General features: G+C 63.4%; 17 protein-coding genes. 14 read left to right on the forward strand and 3 right to left on the reverse strand.

Annotation, left to right across the window (positions count from 1 at the left end; translation table 11 throughout):
* Positions 1-85: 85 nt before the first annotated feature.
* On the reverse strand, positions 86-1,129 hold the full coding sequence (locus VVD49_RS03790) for a rod shape-determining protein (RefSeq protein WP_327597794.1): 1,044 nt from the start codon (positions 1,127-1,129) through the stop codon (positions 86-88).
* Positions 1,130-1,326: 197 nt separating this feature from the next.
* On the opposite strand from VVD49_RS03790, the gene gatC reads away from it, so the two are divergent.
* From gatC to VVD49_RS03840, 10 genes are all read left to right on the forward strand, one after another.
* Positions 1,327-1,614: an Asp-tRNA(Asn)/Glu-tRNA(Gln) amidotransferase subunit GatC gene (gatC, locus tag VVD49_RS03795; protein WP_327597795.1), complete on the forward strand. Its 288-nt coding sequence runs from the start codon at positions 1,327-1,329 to the stop codon at positions 1,612-1,614.
* 54 nt (positions 1,615-1,668) lie between these two features.
* Positions 1,669-2,253, forward strand: a complete 585-nt coding sequence (gene lpcA, locus VVD49_RS03800; RefSeq protein ID WP_327597796.1) for a D-sedoheptulose 7-phosphate isomerase — start codon at positions 1,669-1,671, stop codon at positions 2,251-2,253.
* A complete protein-coding gene (gene gatA / locus VVD49_RS03805; protein ID WP_327597797.1) occupies positions 2,250-3,722 on the forward strand; it encodes an Asp-tRNA(Asn)/Glu-tRNA(Gln) amidotransferase subunit GatA in 1,473 nt (490 codons plus the stop codon). The genes lpcA and gatA overlap by 4 nt, the downstream gene beginning before the upstream one ends.
* A 43-nt stretch (positions 3,723-3,765) precedes the next feature.
* Positions 3,766-4,455: a hypothetical protein gene (locus tag VVD49_RS03810; protein WP_327597798.1), complete on the forward strand. Its 690-nt coding sequence runs from the start codon at positions 3,766-3,768 to the stop codon at positions 4,453-4,455.
* 71 nt (positions 4,456-4,526) lie between these two features.
* Positions 4,527-5,135, forward strand: a complete 609-nt coding sequence (locus tag VVD49_RS03815) for a hypothetical protein (protein ID WP_327597799.1) — start codon at positions 4,527-4,529, stop codon at positions 5,133-5,135.
* A 142-nt stretch (positions 5,136-5,277) separates the two neighbouring features.
* Entirely contained in the window at positions 5,278-5,604 is a 327-nt protein-coding gene (locus VVD49_RS03820) for a DUF1840 domain-containing protein (RefSeq protein ID WP_327597800.1), read from the forward strand.
* On the forward strand, positions 5,601-6,356 hold the full coding sequence (locus VVD49_RS03825; protein WP_327597801.1) for a pteridine reductase: 756 nt from the start codon (positions 5,601-5,603) through the stop codon (positions 6,354-6,356). The genes VVD49_RS03820 and VVD49_RS03825 overlap by 4 nt, the downstream gene beginning before the upstream one ends.
* 21 nt (positions 6,357-6,377) lie before the next feature.
* The gene (locus VVD49_RS03830) at positions 6,378-6,995 is read left to right on the forward strand and encodes a hypothetical protein (RefSeq protein WP_327597802.1); all 618 of its coding nucleotides are present in this window, start codon (positions 6,378-6,380) and stop codon (positions 6,993-6,995) included.
* Positions 6,996-7,006: 11 nt separating this feature from the next.
* A complete protein-coding gene (locus tag VVD49_RS03835; protein ID WP_327597803.1) occupies positions 7,007-7,648 on the forward strand; it encodes an MBL fold metallo-hydrolase in 642 nt (213 codons plus the stop codon).
* 202 nt (positions 7,649-7,850) lie between these two features.
* Positions 7,851-8,573: a response regulator transcription factor gene (locus VVD49_RS03840; protein ID WP_327597804.1), complete on the forward strand. Its 723-nt coding sequence runs from the start codon at positions 7,851-7,853 to the stop codon at positions 8,571-8,573.
* A 66-nt stretch (positions 8,574-8,639) separates the two neighbouring features.
* On the opposite strand, the gene mscL is transcribed toward VVD49_RS03840, so the two are convergent.
* Positions 8,640-9,074, reverse strand: coding sequence for a large conductance mechanosensitive channel protein MscL (gene mscL, locus VVD49_RS03845; RefSeq protein WP_327597805.1), 435 nt, complete (start codon positions 9,072-9,074; stop codon positions 8,640-8,642).
* 224 nt (positions 9,075-9,298) lie between these two features.
* Between mscL and VVD49_RS03850 the strand changes: the two genes are divergently transcribed.
* Positions 9,299-11,554, forward strand: coding sequence for an AsmA family protein (locus VVD49_RS03850; RefSeq protein ID WP_327597806.1), 2,256 nt, complete (start codon positions 9,299-9,301; stop codon positions 11,552-11,554).
* Here VVD49_RS03850 and VVD49_RS03855 read toward each other — a convergent pair.
* The gene (locus VVD49_RS03855) at positions 11,530-13,854 is read right to left on the reverse strand and encodes a putative bifunctional diguanylate cyclase/phosphodiesterase (protein WP_327597807.1); all 2,325 of its coding nucleotides are present in this window, start codon (positions 13,852-13,854) and stop codon (positions 11,530-11,532) included. The genes VVD49_RS03850 and VVD49_RS03855 overlap by 25 nt on opposite strands.
* 196 nt (positions 13,855-14,050) lie before the next feature.
* Between VVD49_RS03855 and VVD49_RS03860 the strand changes: the two genes are divergently transcribed.
* The 3 genes from VVD49_RS03860 (at position 14,051) to VVD49_RS03870 (ending at position 18,289) form a co-directional block, all read left to right on the forward strand.
* On the forward strand, positions 14,051-15,271 hold the full coding sequence (locus tag VVD49_RS03860; protein WP_327598941.1) for a multifunctional CCA addition/repair protein: 1,221 nt from the start codon (positions 14,051-14,053) through the stop codon (positions 15,269-15,271).
* A gap of 332 nt (positions 15,272-15,603) precedes the next feature.
* Entirely contained in the window at positions 15,604-16,131 is a 528-nt protein-coding gene (locus tag VVD49_RS03865; RefSeq protein ID WP_327597808.1) for a PEP-CTERM sorting domain-containing protein, read from the forward strand.
* A gap of 142 nt (positions 16,132-16,273) precedes the next feature.
* A complete protein-coding gene (locus VVD49_RS03870; protein WP_327597809.1) occupies positions 16,274-18,289 on the forward strand; it encodes a transglycosylase domain-containing protein in 2,016 nt (671 codons plus the stop codon).
* The last annotated feature ends 186 nt before the right edge of the window (positions 18,290-18,475 follow it).

Raw genomic sequence — 18,475 nt, forward strand, 5'->3', positions numbered from 1 at the left:
AGCACGCACCTTCAGCAGTCCCTGACGACCAAGGGCGGCAACGCCGCCCCCGAATTTCAACGCCTTGCGGCTCACTCCCTGCTCCTTACTCGGACGCGAAGATCGTACCGAGCTTGTCCATCTTCTCCAGCGCAATGCCAGAACCACGCACCACGCAAGTCAAAGGCTCCTCTGCAACGATCACCGGCAGGCCGGTTTCTTCCATCAGCAGACGGTCGATGTCACGCAGCAGAGCGCCACCACCGGTCAGTACCATGCCGCGTTCAGCAATATCGGCACCCAGTTCCGGCGGTGTCTTTTCGAGGGCGTTCTTGACGGCGGAAACGATGGCATTGAGCGGCTCGGTCAGCGCTTCGAGAATCTCGTTGCTGCTGATCGTGAAGCTGCGCGGAATGCCCTCGGCGAGGTTGCGACCCTTGACTTCCATCTCTTTGACTTCGGAGCCGGGGAAGGCCGAACCGATTTCCTTCTTGATGGATTCGGCCGTAGTTTCGCCGATCAGCATGCCGTAGTTGCGGCGGATGTAATTGACGATGGCTTCGTCGAATTTGTCACCACCGACGCGCACCGAGCCGGCGTACACCATGCCGCCCAGCGAGATCACGCCGACTTCGGTCGTACCGCCGCCGATGTCGACCACCATCGAACCGGTTGCGTCCGACACTGGCAGATCGGCACCGATGGCGGCAGCCATCGGCTCTTCGATCAGGTACACCTGCGAGGCGCCGGCGCCGAGCGCCGATTCGCGGATCGCGCGGCGTTCGACCTGGGTCGAGCCACACGGCACACAGATGATGATGCGCGGGCTGGGCGAGAACAGGCGCGTGTCATGCACGCGCTTGATGAATTGCTTGAGCATCTGCTCGGTGACGGTGAAGTCGGCGATCACGCCGTCTTTCATCGGGCGGATGGCGATGATGTTGCCGGGCGTCTTGCCAAGCATCTGCTTGGCAGCCGCGCCCACGGCCTGGATCGTTTTTTTCTGGTTGGGTCCGCCCTCGGTGCGGATCGCCACCACCGACGGTTCGTCGAGGACGATACCCTTGCCGCGCACGTAAATCAGGGTATTGGCGGTACCCAGGTCAATCGCCAGATCGTTGGAAAAGTAGGAGCGCAGGAGTCCGAACATGAAGTGTCCAATAACAGTTGGGGCAGTTTGGTGCTGATTTGATCTGGTCTTCCAGCCTCGCCGGAGAGCACCGTCGCGGGTAAAACCGATGTCGCGCCAGCGGATACGAGGCGCCGGACTATCAAAATAGTCGGCTATGTTACCCTAATAGACAACGTGAAATAAGCCCGCAATCACCTAGTTTTGGCCCGCCTATCATGTCCCTGACCCTCGAAGAAGTCGGCCGCATTGCGCGCCTGGCACGCATCGAACTCACCCCGCAAGACGCAGAAGCCACCCAGGCCAAGCTCTCCAGCATTTTCGGCCTGATCGAACAGATGCAGGCTGTCGACACCAGCGGCGTCGCGCCGATGTCGCATCCACAGGATGTCGTGCAACGCCTGCGCCCCGATGCCGTGACCGAAACCAACCGCCGTGAAGCCTTTCAGGCCGTGGCGCCGGAAGCCGAACGCGGCCTCTACCTCGTCCCCAAGGTCATCGAGTAAACAAACATCAAGACCGCGTTCCGACAGCCCGGAACCCGGCAAAAAGGAGTCCCCATGTCCCGTCTTTCCCAACATCTGCAGGAAGCCAGCGAACTGCTGGCCCGCGTCGTCAAGGATGAAGCCTTGCTGGGCCAGGTCACCAAAGCGGGAGATCTGCTCGTCGAATGCCTGAAATCCGGCGGCAAGGTCATCAGTGCCGGTAACGGCGGCTCGCATTGCGACGCCATGCACTTCGCCGAAGAACTCTCCGGCCGCTACCGCGACAACCGCCCGGCCCTCGCCGCGCTGTGCGTCTCCGATCCCTCGCACATCACCTGTGTCGGCAACGACTATGGTTTCGAGTTCATTTTCTCGCGTCAGGTCGAAGCGCTCGGACGCGCTGGCGACGTGTTTCTCGGCATCTCCACCAGCGGCAATTCCGGCAACATCCTCGCCGCCATCAAGGCAGCGAAGGAACGCCAGATGAAGGTCATCCTGCTGTCCGGCAAGGACGGCGGCAAGATGAAGGGCCTCGCCGACGCGGAGATAATCGTGCCGCATTTCGGCTATGCCGATCGCATTCAGGAAATCCACATCAAGTTCATCCACGCCTTGATCGACCACGTCGAGATCGGGCTGGGCTACGTACAGACGAAATGACCGTGCAAACCATCAAGTCGCTGGCCGATGCGCTGGCGCAGAAAAAAGTCTCCAGCCGCGAGCTGGTCGGCCAGTACCTCGATCGCATCGACGCGACCAACGCCTCGGTGAATGCTTTCATCACAGTGGATCGTGACGGTGCGCTGGCCGCTGCCGATGTGGCCGACAAGGCGATCGCTGCAGGCAACGCGTCGCCGCTGACCGGCGTGCCGATCGCGCACAAGGACCTCTTCTGTACCGAAGGCGTGCTCACAACTTGCGGCTCGAAGATGCTGGCAAACTTCGTCAGCCCGTACGACGCGACCGTCGTCAGCCAGCTCAAGGCGGCTGGCACGATCAGCCTCGGCAAGACCAATCTGGATGAATTCGCGATGGGCTCGACCAGCGAGAGTTCGTTCTACGGTGCGGTGAAAAATCCCTGGAAACTGGACCGTGTACCCGGTGGCAGCTCGGGCGGTTCGGCCGCGGCTGTTGCTGCAGGCATGGTGCCAGCAGCAACCGGTACCGACACCGGCGGCTCGATCCGCCAGCCTGCCGGCCTGTGCGGCATCACCGGCATCAAGCCGACCTACGGCGTGGTGTCGCGCTACGGCATGATCGCTTACGCCAGCTCGCTCGATCAGGGCGGCCCGATGGCCCACACGGCGGAAGACTGCGCGCTGCTGCTCAACCACATGGCGGGCTTCGATACGCGCGATTCGACAAGCCTTGAGCGCGCCAAGGAAGACTACACGGCCGACTTGGACAAGCCACTCGACGGCCTCCGCATCGGTCTGCCCAAGGAGTATTTCGGCGAGGGCCTCGCTGCTGACGTGCGCGCCGCTATCGAAGGCGCGCTGGCCGAGCTGCGCAAGCTCGGCGCGACCACGGTCGAGGTGAGCCTGCCGAACACGCATCTGGCGATTCCGGCCTACTACGTTATCGCCCCCGCTGAAGCCTCAAGCAACCTGTCGCGTTTCGATGGCGTGCGCTATGGCCACCGCGCCGCCGACTACAAGGATCTGGTCGGCCCGAAGACTTCGCCGCTAGATGCCATGTACATGCGCAGTCGTGCCGAAGGTTTCGGTGCCGAAGTGAAGCGCCGCATTCTCGTCGGTGCCTACGTGCTGTCGCACGGCTACTACGACGCCTACTACATCAAGGCGCAGCAGCTGCGCCGCCTGATCGCACAGGACTTCCAGCAAGCGTTGCAATCCTGCGACATCATCGCCGGCCCGGTGGCGCCGACGGCCGCCTGGGGTCTCGGCCAGATGGCCGACGATCCAGTTCAGATGTATCTGGCCGATATCTACACCATCGCCGTCAATCTGGCAGGGCTGCCGGCCTTGTCGACGCCAGCGGGGTTTTCGGCTGAAGGCCTGCCGGTCGGGCTGCAACTGATCGGCAATTACTTCGCCGAAGCACGTCTGCTGGGCGTGGCACATCGTTTGCAGCAAGCGACAGACTGGCATCTGCAGCAACCCAAGTAGCGCCACGCCCGCCCCCGGGCACGAACATCGAGGAGCCTTGAACATGTGTCTCCGGCTGTGTTTTCGCCCCCTGCTCGTAGTCTGCAGCCTGTTCTGTGCGCCAGCCCACGCCGCCACAGATACCGGCCGCGCCGTGCTCGCTGCCCACTCGGCCTGCAACGGCAGTCTGTTCAAGGCATTGACCGCTGATGCGGCGCGCTGGAAAAAGGAGCCTTCCTTCATCCGCGTCGGCAAACTCGCCAGCTTCAAGGTTGAGGATCGCAGTCCGAAAGAGTACAGCGGCAACAGCACCAAGGCCGCCGTCGAATTCGCAAAACCGCCCCAGATCAGCGGCCTGCCGCTGGAAGGCTGGTTCGATGCCGACCTGTCGGCCTGGTCGCGCTTTGCTGATGCCGGCGTTGGCTTTGTCGGCTGGGGTTTCTACGTCGCCGCCAGTCCGGCGAATATCCGCGACGCCATGGTCCGCATCGCGCCGGCCATCGGCAAACGCCTGCAACCGAGCACGGCGCCCAAGGAAGGCGTGTTCTGCATCGAGGAGACCTGGCGGGACGGCAAGTGGCACGACCATGCCTGCACCGCCGACGAGGACTTCCCGACCGACCCGACACCGCATCGCTGGCTGGTCATCCGTCCGGACGGACCGGAGAGCGATCGGAGCGTGCTTTCCTGCGAGCTGGCCGGTAAGTTGCCACAAGACTTGCTCAGACAATTGCGCCCCGATCTACCGATGTAAAGCTCTGCATGCGCAGAACAGCCTCCGAAGCTGTGCGCAACCGGTTTGTTCAGCCATGGAGACAATTGAACATGCATGAATTTCTTGCCCGCGCCAAACCTCTCACCACGGCATTGCTGCTGTGCCTGAGTGCTTGCAGCAGCACGCCTGAACCGGTCAAGCCCGTCGAACCCGTAGCCGCTCCGGCCGTGGCAAGCAAGGAAGTGCCTATTGCCACCGTCATTACGCCGCCCCCGGGCTCGGGGCAAGACGTCGCCGGCCGGCCGGCGGGCGTAGCCGGAGTGCGTTCGCGCCTGCTGGGCGGCAAGACCATTTCCCTGCCTCCCACCCGCCCGCTGGAAGTCAATTCGCGCTGCAATTTCGCCAACGAAACCGGCTACAAGGGTGACGCGGTGATCGAGATCAAGGCAGGCGTCGTGCGCCAGATGCGCGTACTCGTCGACATTCCAGACCCGAACAAGGGGCGCTGCATTTTCGAGATGTCAGGCATGGTCCAGACCAAGTCCACGCCCTCGGTCGAACTCGTCAACCGCGCCACGGGTTGTACCGCCCGCATGTGGGAACAGGGCGAGACAGCCGTCGTATCGTTCTCCCAATGCCACACGTCGTGCACCAGTGCCGAGTCTTTCAAGTACGTCTGGCCGGTACTGATCCACCGCAAGGCGAACAAGTGCGACTAGCTTCGGGCTGCTGCTTGCACGCACGGATCAAAACCGCCCATCGCGGCCCCATGTACGGCAATCTCGGCTATCTTTGGGCGCTCGTGGTGCCGCAAGGCCATGAACCTCGCCCAGACTCCGCATCATCGAAAGGTCCGAACCCATGTTGATTACCTTCACGTCCCGCGCAGCAGCCGATGTGCTGATGCTGGGCAAAATCGGCCAGCAGATGCTGGAACTCATTGGCAAGGACGCGCAAGACCCTCGTGGCATCGTGACGGTCGAACAACTGCCCGCTGCCATTGCTGCGCTGAGCGCGGCCGCTACGGCGGATCGCGCCAAGGCCCCCGCCAGCAACGAAGAGGAGGACGAGGATGCGCCGAAAGGCATGGCCGCACCTGTGGCTCTGGCGCAGCGCATCCCGCCTCTGCTCGAACTCTTCCAGTACGCCTTGCGTGACAAGGAAGCCGTCACCTGGGAGGCGAGTTGAGCAGCACGCCGCCGAACAATGAGCGGGTCGTCCTCGTCACCGGTGCTGGACGACGCGTCGGCGCAGGCATTGCCGAAGCCCTGCATGCCGCAGGTTGCCGCATTGCCGTGCATTACCGCATCTCCGGCCGGGATGCGCATGCGCTGTGCGAACGACTCAACGCAATACGCCCCGGCTCAGCCCATGCATTTGCGGCCAACCTGCTCGAGTCCGCCGAACTCGCGCCACTGGTCGAAGCGGTTGTCACACACTTCGGCCGGCTCGATGGCCTGGTCAACAACGCCTCCAGTTTTTTCCCGACGGCGCTGGGCAGCATCGACGAATCCCATTGGCATGACCTGATCGGCAGCAATCTCAAGGCGCCGCTGTTCCTGTGTCAGGCCGCCGCGCCACATTTGCGCGCCGCGGGCGGAAGCATCGTGAATATCATCGACATCCACGCCGAGCGTCCGCTCGCAGGCTATCCCTTGTATTCGACGGCCAAGGCCGGGCTGGCCGGCATGACGCGCGCGATGGCCATCGAGTTGGCGCCGCAGGTGCGCGTCAATGGCGTGGCGCCCGGCGCGATCATGTGGCCGGAAGACGAACAGTTTTCCGCTGAGCAGCGCGCCGCCATCGTCGACCACGTGTTGCTCAAGCGCGAAGGCCGTGCCGAAGACATCGCGGTTGTCGTGCGCTTCCTGCTGCTCGAAGCGCACTACGTGACCGGCCAGATCCTCGCAGTCGACGGCGGCCGCAGCGCGCACCTGTAACGGATGTCGAGCGGACAGAGCGTGAGCACCAACCCAGCCCCCGATCTGAAACACTCGACGGCCTGGCTGCTTGTCCTGCTGATCCTGTGTGCGGGTAACTACGCACTGTTCCGCGCCGCGTGGGCAATCGACTATTTCGACTGGTATCGCCATGCCGGCCCCATCATCGGGCTGACCACCGCGATCTTTGCTGCCGCATGGGGCGGCATGGACCGCAACACCGGCCTGGTCGCTGCGGACCCGCGCCAGTACTGTGGCGCTTGCCTGCAGGTGGCCGGCTTGCCGATCCTGGTATTCGGCGGGCATTTGCGGCACACGCCGGGCGCCCCGCTACTGGACCGCCTGTTTGCTCTCCCGTTGATCCTGATCTTCACGCTGGGTGGCGGCGTCTGGCTACTATGCATCGCACCACTGCAGTATTTCGTTTTTCTCGTGTGCGGCGCGCCCTCACGCCTCGCCCTGCGCTCGAGTTATCGCGTCAATGCCGTGATGGATGGCCCGCGTCTTGTCTATCTGGAGCAGCAAGTCGCAGAGAAGGCGCCTGCAGGCTTCTGGGACGCCAGCCTGCGCGACAAACCCGTCGTACTGGCGAGCGCCTTCAGTGCCGTGCTGTTCATGCTCCTCGCCCTGTTGCATTGAAAGCTACGTGAATGTCATTGCGATATCACATCATCCCGGTCACGCAATTTGCCCAGAACTGCAGCATCCTGTGGTGCGACGAAACGCTGGAGTGTGCCGTGGTCGATCCGGGCGGAGACCTGCCGAAGATCGAGGCCGCCATTGCCGCGCGCAATCTGAGCCTGGTCAAGATCCTGCTCACGCATGGTCACATCGATCACGCAGGGGGCACGGGCGAAATGGCTGCCAGACTGCAGCTGCCGATTGAAGGGCCCCAACGCGAAGAGGCTTTCTGGATCGACGCTCTGGCCGAGCAAAGCCGCATGTTCGGCTTTCCACCCGCCCGGCCCTTCGAGCCCACGCGTTGGCTGGAAGACGGGGATGTCGTCTCCATCGGCCGCGAAACCCTGTCCGTCATCCATTGCCCGGGCCATACGCCGGGTCACATCGTCTTTCACCACGCCCCCTCGCACCTTGCCGTGGTGGGCGACGTCCTCTTCGCCGGCTCGATCGGCCGCACGGACTTCCCCCGCGGAAATCACGCACAGCTTTTACATGCCATCCGGCATAAGCTTTTCCCGCTCGGTGACGATATAGAGTTCATCCCGGGCCACGGCCCGATGTCGAACTTTGGCACCGAGCGACGTACCAATCCCTATGTCGGTGGGGCCTGATGACAATCATTTGCCGGTCGCGCTCGTTCAGATGGGCTTGCAGGACAAGGCGCTGCAACACCGCCCTGCGAGTTCATTTGAGCGCGCCCTCCGGGTTGAAGCATATGCCTTGCGGCACTCTTCAACACGATCCGGCGGATGATTATCAACAGACTCCAGCGCTTGAGGTACATTTGAGCCAGGCTCCGGAAAGGATCTCTGCATGAGAATCGCATTACTCGAAGACGACCCGACACAAACCGCGCTGGTCACAGCCTGGTTGCAAGGCGAGGGGCATGACGTTCACGCCTTTGGCCTGACGCGCGATCTGACGCGTTTTGCATCGCGCGAAAGCGTGGACCTGTACGTGCTCGACTGTAATCTGCCGGACCAGCCCGGCGAGACTTTCCTGCGCTGGTTGCGCCAGGAACGGCATGACGCCACGCCGGCCATCTTCGTCACCGCACGCGAGGCGGAGGACGACATCGTGGCCGGCCTGCAAGCCGGTGCCGATGACTACATCATCAAACCCTCCAGCCAGCGCGTACTGCTGTCGCGCATCGAAGCGGTCATGCGACGCAGCAAGCCGCGCACGCCGGACGCCGTCATCGACCTGCCACCCTACACGGTGGACACCAATGCCAAGCACTTCATGCTCAACGGTGCCATCGTCGATATGACGGAGAAGGAATTCGACCTCGCCTTGTTCCTGTTCCGCAACATCGGCCGTCTGCTGTCGCGTGGTCACTTGCTGGAATCGGTCTGGGGTCGCTCGCCCGATCTGGCGACGCGCACCGTCGACACCCACATCTCGCGCGTACGCGGCAAGCTGCAGCTGCGCCCGGAGAACGGCTTCCGCCTGACCCCTACTTACAACTACGGCTATCGCCTGGAACGCGTCGATATCAACGAAGCCGGCACGGTCACCGAAGCAGCAGCCGACTGACACGTCGCGGCATGAATGAAAAACGCCGACCTGCAGGTCGGCGTTTTTGTCGATGGGACGGCTGGCTTATTGCCGTGCCTTGAGACCATCGCGGATCTCGCGCAGCAGCAGCACGTCTTCCGGCGTGGCCGGTTCGGCCGCAGGCGCGGCAGGTGTTTCGCGTTTGAGGCGGTTGATCTGCTTGACCATCATGAAGATGATGAAGGCCAGGATCAGGAAGTTGATGGCGATGGTGATGAAGTTGCCGTACGCCAGCACGGGCACGCCGGCCTTCTTGAGCGCCGCGAGATTGTTCTCGACGCCCGCCGGCACTGCGCCCAGCACCACGTAGAGCGCCGAGAAATCGATCTTGCCGATCACCGCGCCAACGATAGGCATGATGAGATCGCCGACGACCGAGTCAACAATCTTGCCGAAGGCCGCGCCGATGATGACGCCGACGGCCAGATCGACCACATTCCCCTTGAGCGCGAACTCCTTGAATTCCGAGCACATTCCCATGCCAACTCCTCCTGTCGGTTGATGAATCTTGAAACGTCCAGCCGCAGTGTGGCCAGCATTGGCCGGGGAATCAACAGGATTCGTCCCGCGGCAAACGGTCCGTCCGGCGCATGGACATTGCCCGCTGGATTCGCGGCTGTTAACGTGAGCCTGCTGGAGGAGACTGGTGCAACCGGTTTCTTTCCCGACTTTCCTTCACAACAGCCCGCCCAGCCATTTCGACCATGCACGATAGCAGCGCCGAGACCGAACAGCTGAGCGAGCAATTGAGCACACAGGCCCTCTCGCCCGCTGCGGCCGCGCCGGCACCCGCGGCCCGCCCTCCCATGCTGGCACGCCTCACCCTGTTGATTCGCGCCAGCGGCTTCCTGCTGGGCATGCTGGCGACGGCTCTGGCGGCCATGCTGTTGTTCATCTCGATCAGCTTCAGCGATCGGCAGATCAGCAGCGAACTGCGCGATTTCGTCGCAGCCGAATACAGCCGCACCCTGAGCGCCGAGGACGGCGTCCACCTTGCTCTGCTCCCCTGGCCCAGTCTCGAGACTGCAGCAGTAAGCCTGTCCGAGATCGGTCGCTCGGACAGCTTTGCCAGCTGGCAGAAGGCGAGTTTTGAACTCGATGTACTCGCGCTGCTGCGCCATCGCCTGGTAATCCGCCGCGCGCGCATCGACGGCCTCACCCTGCGTCTGGCACGCGACCGCAAAGGAGTCTGGAACGGCGCGAGCCTGCTCACCAGTCTCGATTCCGACGGGCCGCTGACCCTGCAACTCGACGGACTTGCTCTCAGCCAGGCCCGGATCGTGATCGACGACGCCATCAGCAACAACTCCTGGCTCTGGCGGGACCTGGAACTGGGTACGGACGCGCTGCAGGCCGGGCATGGCGGGCGCGTGCGCCTGATGGCACAGCTGATGGTGCCGGAGACCGCTCTTGCCGGCCGGCTCAGTTTCTCCGGACGTTATCGTTTCGGCGACACGCTGGCGAGTGGCTCGCTGACGGGTGCGCAGGCGCGCTATGTCGGCGACACCACCGGCATGCAGTCAATCGACACAACTTTCGGCGCTGGCCTGATCGACTGGCAAGCCGACACCTGGAAACTCGCAGACGCTCAACTGGATGGCCATGGCAAGCGTGGCGCACTCGAGCTGCAGTGGAATGCCACATTCAAGAACGCTGGCTGGCAAGGCGGGTTGCAGGCCAACGGCATATCGACGCTGCTCAAGCTGCGCAACACGGACGCGGCCGGCATGACGGGCGAGCTGCGCCTGACCACGCCCGAGCTGAAGGCGGACGGGCAGAACGGCAGCGCGGCACAGCTCGATGGCAATCTGGAACTCAAGGACGGCAAGAACGGAGCCTATGGAAAGCTGCGCGCGCGCCTGCTGCATGACGCAAAGCAGGGCAAGCTTGGTCTCGACAAGTTGAGCGGCGAGCTCTCCCTGATTCACCCTGTCCTGCGCGGTGGCAACGCACTGGCCAGCTTCAAGGGACAAGGCAGCTGGTTTATCGCGCCTCAGGCTCCCGCTGCCGCACGCGGAACGCTGGATCTGGATGGCAGTTTCGGCAGCGACACGGTGCATGCCGCGCTGAGCCTCGCCAACGATGCGGCCGGCACACCACGCGTCACCGCGCGCATGGACAGCAAGCGTTTCGATCTGGATCGGCTGCTCAGCGTCGACCTGCGCGGGCTGCACCTTCCCCCTGCGCACAGCCTCACAGGCTGGACGCTGGATGGTCTCGTGCATGCCGAGAATCTGCACGCGGGTGGCATGCAGATCACATCCCTGCATGCGCCCTTGCTGGTGAGCGACGGGAATCTCGCCCTGGCCAACCACGAGCTGCGTCTGTACGGCGGCAAGCTCAATGGCAGTGCCAGCTACAACGCCGGCAAGCAGGAGCTGACACTGTTCGAAGCCCTGCGTGAAGTGCAGCTCGACGAGCTGCAGCGTGACGCAAAAACCACCCTGCCACTCAGCGGCCTTACCAACGCCACGCTGGATGTGCGCAGCAACGGCGCCAGCCTGAGCGCCATGCCGGAACAAGCCACAGGCGCATTGCGCCTGTATGCCAAGCAGGCACGCTGGCAGGGCCGCGATCTGGCGCAAGACATGCTGGCCGTGGCAGCCGGCAAACCACCCGTCAATACCGCGCAAGCCGCGACACCCTTGAGTGAGATCTCGGCAAGTTTCGGTGTAAAGGGACCACGACTGGTGGCCGACAAGATCACAGCCCGCAACGATGCTCTGGCATTGACGGGCAGTGGCGAGATCACCTACACCAGCGGCCAGATGAATCTCTTGCTGAGCACGCGCGTCACCGGCAACGACAAGGCACTGGCCACGCTACGTGGTCGCAGCGTGGCGCTGCGTGTCAGCGGACCGCTCATGCAGCCCCAGCTGCAAGCCGAGGCCCGACCGTTGTCCACGCCATCCCCCGCGATTCAAGCCGCCACGAATCAGCCGGCGATGGTCTCGCGCTGAAAGCCGGAGACGCTGGCAACCTCGTCAGCACTCACCGGGCGGCCAAAGTAATAGCCCTGCAGAAAGCGGCAGCCACGCTGACGTAATAGATCGGCTTGATCTGCGCTTTCCACCCCTTCCGCTACCAGCGCCAGGCCAAGGCTGCGGCACATCGCAATCACCGCCGTCGCCAGATCCAGACTTTGTGGGTTGCTGCCGATGTCGCGTACGAATGAGCGATCAAGCTTGATGGTGTTGAGGGCAAAGCGCGTGAGGTAACTCAGCGATGAATAGCCCGTGCCGAAGTCATCGAGCGACAGGCTGATGCCGCGCTTGCGCAGCTGTGCAATGGTCTCGAGCACGGCCGGGTTGTCGTCGATCAGGATGCGCTCGGTGAGCTCAAGTTCGAGCTGGCCGGGCGGCATGCCGGTGCGCGCCAGGATGGCATCCACCGTGCTCGCGAAATCCGGCTCCACGAGCTGGCGCGCGGAGACATTGACGCTCATGGTCAGTGGCGCGCCGTCCTGTCGCATCGCCTGCAACTGCAGCAGCTTGCGACACGACTCTTCAAGCACCCAGGCACCGATGACGTTGATCTGGCCGGTCTCTTCGGCCACCGGGATGAACTGGTCGGGCGGTACATCGCCCAGCGTTGCGCTGCGCCAGCGCAACAGCGCCTCGACCTTCATCATGCGATGCGTGGTGGCGTCCACAATGGGCTGGAACACTACGCGCAGCTGCTGCCGATCCAGCGCGCCGCGCAACTGCGCATCGATACGCAGGATGTTCTGCACGCGCACATTCATCTCGCGGTTGAACAGGCAGAAGCCATTACGCGTGGACTTCTTGATCTCGTACATCGCCGTATCGGCATTGCGTACCAAGGTGTCAGCATCGTCGCCGTCGACCGGCCACACCGCGATACCCACGCTGGCTGTCGTCACGACCTGCATTTCGTCAAACACGAAGGGATGCTGGAAAGCTTCGACGACACGTTGCGCGGCGTACTCGACACGCAGCGGCGAGGCGACGGGGTCGGCCTCGGTGAGCACCACGACGAACTCGTCGCCACCGAACCGCGCCACCGTGTCGGCCTCGCGCATGGTATTGCGCAGACGCTGTGCGGCGCGCGCCAGCAAGGCATCGCCCAGCGTGTGGCCGCGCGTCTCGTTGATGCGTTTGAAATGATCCAGATCGATCAGCATCACGGCGCAGGCCGTGCCGCCACGACGCGCCATGGCCAGCGCCTGATGCAGGCGATCCATCAGCATGCGGCGGTTGGGCAGCTGCGTGATCTCGTCCACCGTTACCTGCTGCACGAGCTTGTCTTCGTACTGCTTGCGCTCGGTCAGGTCGCGCATCTGCACCAGTACGCCGTCACCCGCCGCAAGACCGTCATCGATATGAAAGCGCGACACGCGTCGTTCAACGGGGAACGATACGTCGTCGTGGCGCTTGAGCTCAGTCTCGTCGCGCAATTCATTGCCATCCGGCCGGCCCAGGACATCCGCATTCTCCTTGCCGATGAATTCCTCCGTCATCCCCGGAATCAGTTCGCTGACGGAATGGCCGATGACTTCACTCGTCTCGCTCCGCCCCAACATGCGCGCGCAGGCACTATTGGCCATGACGATGCGCCCCGTCGCGTCGCGCACATAAATGCTGTCACTCAGCGATTCGATGACGGAGGCCAGGCGTGCCGAAGCCGCTTCGGAGCCCGAACGGCGCAGCGCCTCGGAAGCCTTCCATTGCTGCATCGCCTCGCTGAGCAGGTTGTGGATGAGCCCCAGGGCGCACGCCCCGCGCGCAAGAATGGCGAGGTACAGGAAGGGATCGTCAGTACCCGGTTTGCGCCCGACAAGGAATGCGGCCACGAAAACTGCGCGGGCAATGAAAGTCAGTGCGGCGAGCCGCAGGCCGGGCACGCGCAGCCACAACACGCCGCCACACCACAGGAACACGCTCGCCATTTCGGCAACCACGATGTGCTCGCGCAAGGGCGATGCGCTCAGGCCAGCCGGCGCGAAGAGCGCTGCACTGACGAGGCCGAGTTGCAGCAAGCTCTGCGGCTTGCCAAGGCGCCAGCGCGTGCCGCCCCACAATGCAGAAAGGCCAACGGCGATCAGGGCTGCGGACAATACAGGCGCATAGAAGGTCTGGCTGCTGATGGAATGGCCAATGAGGGCAACGCCTCCGGCCATAGACGCGAACCCGAACGACCAGTACAAAGCGTGACGGTCACCCGGGCGTACGCGCCAGATGACGAAGATCAAACCGCTCAGCGTGAGATCGGCCAAAGCCGCCAGATACAGCGCCTGCACCCACCACTCCTGTGTCGGGACGCTCCTTGTTATGGCGTCGATATTCTGATCTACGGCACGGTTTGAAAAAACTACAGCCCCGTGCTGACGACCTGCAGGGCAGGGACAAGTCGCGTAGCATCCACCTGCATCCACCACCCGCCGCGAAGCCGTTTCCCGCACCATGAGCCCCCACCCTGACCTGCTGCCAGACCCCATGCGCGCCTACATCGTCGGCGGCGCCGTTCGCGATCGCCTGCTCGGCCTGCCGGTTCAGGATCACGACTGGGTGGTCGTCGGCGCGACGCCAGAAGACATGCTGGCGCACGGATTCAAGGCTGTCGGCAAGGACTTCCCTGTATTCCTCCACCCACAGACGCGCGAGGAATACGCACTCGCCCGCACCGAGCGAAAGAGCGGCCAGGGCTACAAGGGCTTCACCTTCCACACCAGCCCCGATGTGACCTTGGAGGAAGACCTGATCCGTCGCGACCTGACCATCAATGCCATTGCCGAATTACCCGATGGCAGCCTGATCGACCCCTATGGCGGCCAGCGCGATCTGGCGGCACGCGTGTTCCGTCACGTCAGCCCGGCTTTCGCTGAGGACCCCGTGCGCATCCTGCGCATTGCGCGCTTTGCAGCGCGCTTCGGGGACTTCACGGTCGCACCGGAAACCCTCGCCCTGATGACGCAGATGGTCGCCGCCGGCGAGGTCGACCACCTGGTGGCCGAACGCGTCTGGCAGGAGATCGCGCGCGGCCTCATGTACGACAAGCCTTCGCGCATGTTCGAAGTGCTGCGTGCATGCGGCGCTCTGCAACGCCTGCTGCCGGAACTCGACGCGCTGTTCGGCGTGCCACAACCGCCGCAACACCACCCGGAGGTCGATAGCGGCGTGCACGTCATGCTGGTCGTCGACATGGCGGCGCGGCGCAAGGAAAGCCTGCCCGTGCGCTGGGCAGCCCTGCTGCATGACCTCGGCAAGGGCACGACGCCCGCCGATGTGTTGCCACATCACTACGGCCACGAAGCGCGTAGCGCGAAGCTGGTCGAAGCCGTCTGCGAGCGCCTCAAGGTGCCGACCGATTGCCGCGACCTGGCCCTGCTGGCCGCGCGCGAGCACGGCAGCATGCACCAGCTCATGCAGATGCGGCCCGACACTGTCGCGAAGTTTCTCGACCGCCTCGATGTATTGCGCCGCCCTGAGCGCGCCGAACAACTGATCGCCGTCTGCCTGTGCGATGCCCGCGGGCGCACCGGGCTGGAAGACGTCGCCTATCCGCAGGCCGATCGCCTGCGTACCGCGCTGCAGGCTTTCAGCAGCGTCGATGCCGGCGCTATTGCGCGCAGCGCGCCAGACAAGTCACGTATTCCCGCGCTGATCCAGGCAGCGCGTCTCCAGGCAGTACAGTCAGCGCTCGATAAACAACAATAATCGACAAGACCCGGATTCGCTCCCGGTCTCTCTGCCTGTACACCTGTCATCGGCAGGATTATTCCGCCCTTCCCTTACTTCGCCCCGCACCCGGACGTCGCCCGTAGAGCGGCGCCAGAAAACGTTCTTCGTTCTGTTGCGAGCGTGAAATTGTTCACATGCAGGTGTCGCCATGCTTTACACGGCGAACCATCCAGCCCTGCCGCAGAAACGCCATAATCAACAAAATCAGGCATTGCGCGGCAGTGGCACATCAATTGCATTAATGGCTGCACTGGCACACGCCATCGCACCACCACCAGAACAATCGTTTTCCCTGCCGGACAAGAAAAATGAAAAAACTTGCTGCTTCCCTTTTCGCCTGTGCTGCCTTCCTGCTGGCTGGCACCGTCAACGCAACACCGATCCAGTGGAACCTGTCTGGCGTCACTTTCAATGACAACACGACCTTGAGCGGCTCGTTCTTTTACGACGCCGCGACCAGCACCTACTCGAACTGGTCTTTGACCTCAACGGCCGGCACATTGGCGGGGTACGCCTATACAACAGCAAACTCGGCCTCCTACTTCCTGTCGAGCCCAACTGAATTCATGGTGATTGCCAACGATTACTCTCGTTACATCAATCTGAATTTCGTGGCGCCACTGACCGCGCTCGGCGGGACGGTTGCACTGGAACTGACCGACGCGCCCCGGCTATGGGACACCGGCTCATGGGAGTGCATGAACTGTGGCTCGCCTCGAGTGGTGACGGCAGGATCGGTGAGCACCGCGAGCACGAACGTGCCCGAACCCACCAGCATCGCCCTTCTTGGCCTGGCCCTGGCCGGCCTTGGTCTGAGCCGTCGCAAGCGCAACTGATCGCGCTCAGCGCCCACGAAAAGCCGGCACCTGTGCCGGCTTTTTCATGCCCTCGCCGGCAGGCATGCCCGGCCGGGTACTGCGCGCAACACGACGCTGCGGCACAATGCGAGTCCTTGCTGCAGGACATGCCGTCATTTTCATGAAGATCCGTTTTACCGCCGCGCTGTACGCAGGCCTCATCTGCGGCGGTTTCCTGATTGCGCCATTGCAAGCGGCGCAAGTGTTGCCGAGCTTCGAACAGGTCAAAGCGGCCTACGTACCGTCCGACGCGCAGCTTCTCGACCGTCATGGTGAACCGCTGGCCGATCTGCGCCTCAACCCGGAGGTGCGGCGCCTACAATGGGTCGACGTGCAAACCCTCTCGCCCGCCATGCGCGAAGCCCTGTTGGCCGCTGAAGACAAGCGCTTCTTCGAACACGCCGGTATCGACTGGAAAGCCTTTCTCGGCGCCGCCTGGCAGAACCTGTGGGGTCAGACCAAGCGCGGTGGCTCGACACTGACCATGCAGCTGGCCGGTCTGCTCGAGCCGGAACTGCAATTGCCCGGTCGCGGCACCTCACGCCGCAATCTGTCGCAGAAGTGGGACCAGAGTCTCGCCGCGCTGGAGCTGGAAAAGCGCTGGAGCAAGGAACAGATTCTCGAGGCCTACCTCAACCTCGCGCCGTTTCGCGGCGACCTCGAAGGCATCGGCGCTGCCAGCCAGATCCTGCTCGGCGTCGCGCCACAGTCCCTGACACGACGCGAAGCCACCATCCTCGCCGCCTTGTTGCGCGGCCCCAACGCCAAGGTTCCCGTTGTGGCGCGACGCGCCTGCATCCTTGCTGACCTGCTCAAGGACAAGAAGCTCTGCCCGCAGATCAACCTGCTGGCGCAGAACCGGCTCGATGCACCACGCAATGTGCCGCGCTTCGCACTGGCCCCTCATCTCGCACGCGGTCTGCTGCACCAGCCCGGCCAGCGCGTGACGACGACGCTGGATGCCGTCACGCAACGCAATGCCCTCGGCGCGCTGTCGCGCATCGCCACCCATCTCCGCCAGCAGAATGCCTCCGTCATCGTGCTGGACAATGCCAGCAGCGAAGTACTGGCCTGGGTGGGTGCCCTGCAGGCACGCGACGCCGATGGCCTGCAGGCACGTCAGGCCCTGACACAGTGGTGGCTGCCCTATGGCGTCGAATACGGCATCGAGCAACGCAGCCACACCGCCGCCAGCCTGCTCATCGACGCCAACAACGTGCTCGACACCAAGGATGCACGCGCCGGCTACAGCGCCAGCGTCTCGTCCCTGCGCACGGCCATGCAGATGCGTAACAGCAGCGCTCTGCGCGAGCAATTGCGCGAGCTGATCCGCACCATCGGCAACGACGCTTTCAACGAACGCATGCGTCAGCTCGGGCTCGATGCACCGCCCGGTCCCGATGCGCTGGCAGGCGACATTTCTCTGGTGCAGCTTGCCGGCGCCTGGCACAGCCTCAGCAGCGGCATTGGCTACGTGCCGGTCTCACCACTTGCGCCCGACGCCGCCAATGCGCGCCGCGTACTGACCCCTGCGGCAGCCTTCATCACGCAGGACATGCTTGCTGATAACGCCGGCGGCTGGCGCAGCAGCTGGACGACGAGTTCGCCCGACGGTCGCCAGCAAGTCGTCATGGGCAATACGGACCGCTTCACCGTCCTCGTCTCGCTGAACCGCCCGGAGCGCGCCGATCACCCCGACGATATTGCACGCAGCGCGCAACAACTCTGGAAGGACATCGTCGGCGCCATCCAGAAAGAGCCTTCGCGTGCGCCCGCAGCCCCCGATGGCGTGACCAGCAGCATCGTCGTCTTCGAACCGCCGGACGAGCCCGTACGGCGCGAATGGTTCATCAAAGGCACCGAACTCGATCGCGTCATGACCGAAGCCCTGCCCGCCGGCGCGCGCATCCGCACGCCACAGGGCGGCCAGATCTACACGCTGAACTCACCGGTTCCGCCGTGGACCCTGCAAGCATTCACCGCCCGCGCGACACGCTGGCAGATGGATGACAACATCATCGGCCAGGGTGCGCAGGTGGTCTGGCAGCCGACGGCAGGGCGTCATCGCCTGACCCTGCTCGGCCCGCGCGACGAAACGATGGACGCGGTGGACTTCGAGGTGCAGATCGCGCCTTGATGCATGCGGCAACATCGCCAGGATGTTTGGTCGCCTCACGGAATTCTCGGGCAAGCATGAGCGCCATTACCTGCACAAGACACTTGGCCGAGCGGATCTGCTGCCCGGCACCTCGGGTGTGTAGGTCGGAAAAGCAAAGCGCCTTCCGACATGCCGATCGCAACTCAAAGCCTGCAGACTATTTGA

This window comes from Uliginosibacterium silvisoli, assembly GCF_036017035.1.
Lineage (GTDB): Bacteria > Pseudomonadota > Gammaproteobacteria > Burkholderiales > Rhodocyclaceae > Viridibacterium > Viridibacterium silvisoli.

Excerpts from the sequence above, each read along its gene's own strand:
- VVD49_RS03790 (WP_327597794.1), bottom strand. The coding sequence starts at position 1,129 with ATGTTCGGACTCCTGCGCTCCTACTTTTCCAACGATCTGGCGATTGAC.
- gatC (WP_327597795.1), top strand. The coding sequence starts at position 1,327 with ATGTCCCTGACCCTCGAAGAAGTCGGCCGCATTGCGCGCCTGGCACGC.
- lpcA (WP_327597796.1), top strand. The coding sequence starts at position 1,669 with ATGTCCCGTCTTTCCCAACATCTGCAGGAAGCCAGCGAACTGCTGGCC.
- gatA (WP_327597797.1), top strand. The coding sequence starts at position 2,250 with ATGACCGTGCAAACCATCAAGTCGCTGGCCGATGCGCTGGCGCAGAAA.
- VVD49_RS03810 (WP_327597798.1), top strand. The coding sequence starts at position 3,766 with ATGTGTCTCCGGCTGTGTTTTCGCCCCCTGCTCGTAGTCTGCAGCCTG.
- VVD49_RS03815 (WP_327597799.1), top strand. The coding sequence starts at position 4,527 with ATGCATGAATTTCTTGCCCGCGCCAAACCTCTCACCACGGCATTGCTG.
- VVD49_RS03820 (WP_327597800.1), top strand. The coding sequence starts at position 5,278 with ATGTTGATTACCTTCACGTCCCGCGCAGCAGCCGATGTGCTGATGCTG.
- VVD49_RS03835 (WP_327597803.1), top strand. The coding sequence starts at position 7,007 with ATGTCATTGCGATATCACATCATCCCGGTCACGCAATTTGCCCAGAAC.
- VVD49_RS03840 (WP_327597804.1), top strand. The coding sequence starts at position 7,851 with ATGAGAATCGCATTACTCGAAGACGACCCGACACAAACCGCGCTGGTC.
- mscL (WP_327597805.1), bottom strand. The coding sequence starts at position 9,074 with ATGGGAATGTGCTCGGAATTCAAGGAGTTCGCGCTCAAGGGGAATGTG.
- VVD49_RS03850 (WP_327597806.1), top strand. The coding sequence starts at position 9,299 with ATGCACGATAGCAGCGCCGAGACCGAACAGCTGAGCGAGCAATTGAGC.
- VVD49_RS03860 (WP_327598941.1), top strand. The coding sequence starts at position 14,051 with ATGCGCGCCTACATCGTCGGCGGCGCCGTTCGCGATCGCCTGCTCGGC.
- VVD49_RS03865 (WP_327597808.1), top strand. The coding sequence starts at position 15,604 with ATGAAAAAACTTGCTGCTTCCCTTTTCGCCTGTGCTGCCTTCCTGCTG.
- VVD49_RS03870 (WP_327597809.1), top strand. The coding sequence starts at position 16,274 with ATGAAGATCCGTTTTACCGCCGCGCTGTACGCAGGCCTCATCTGCGGC.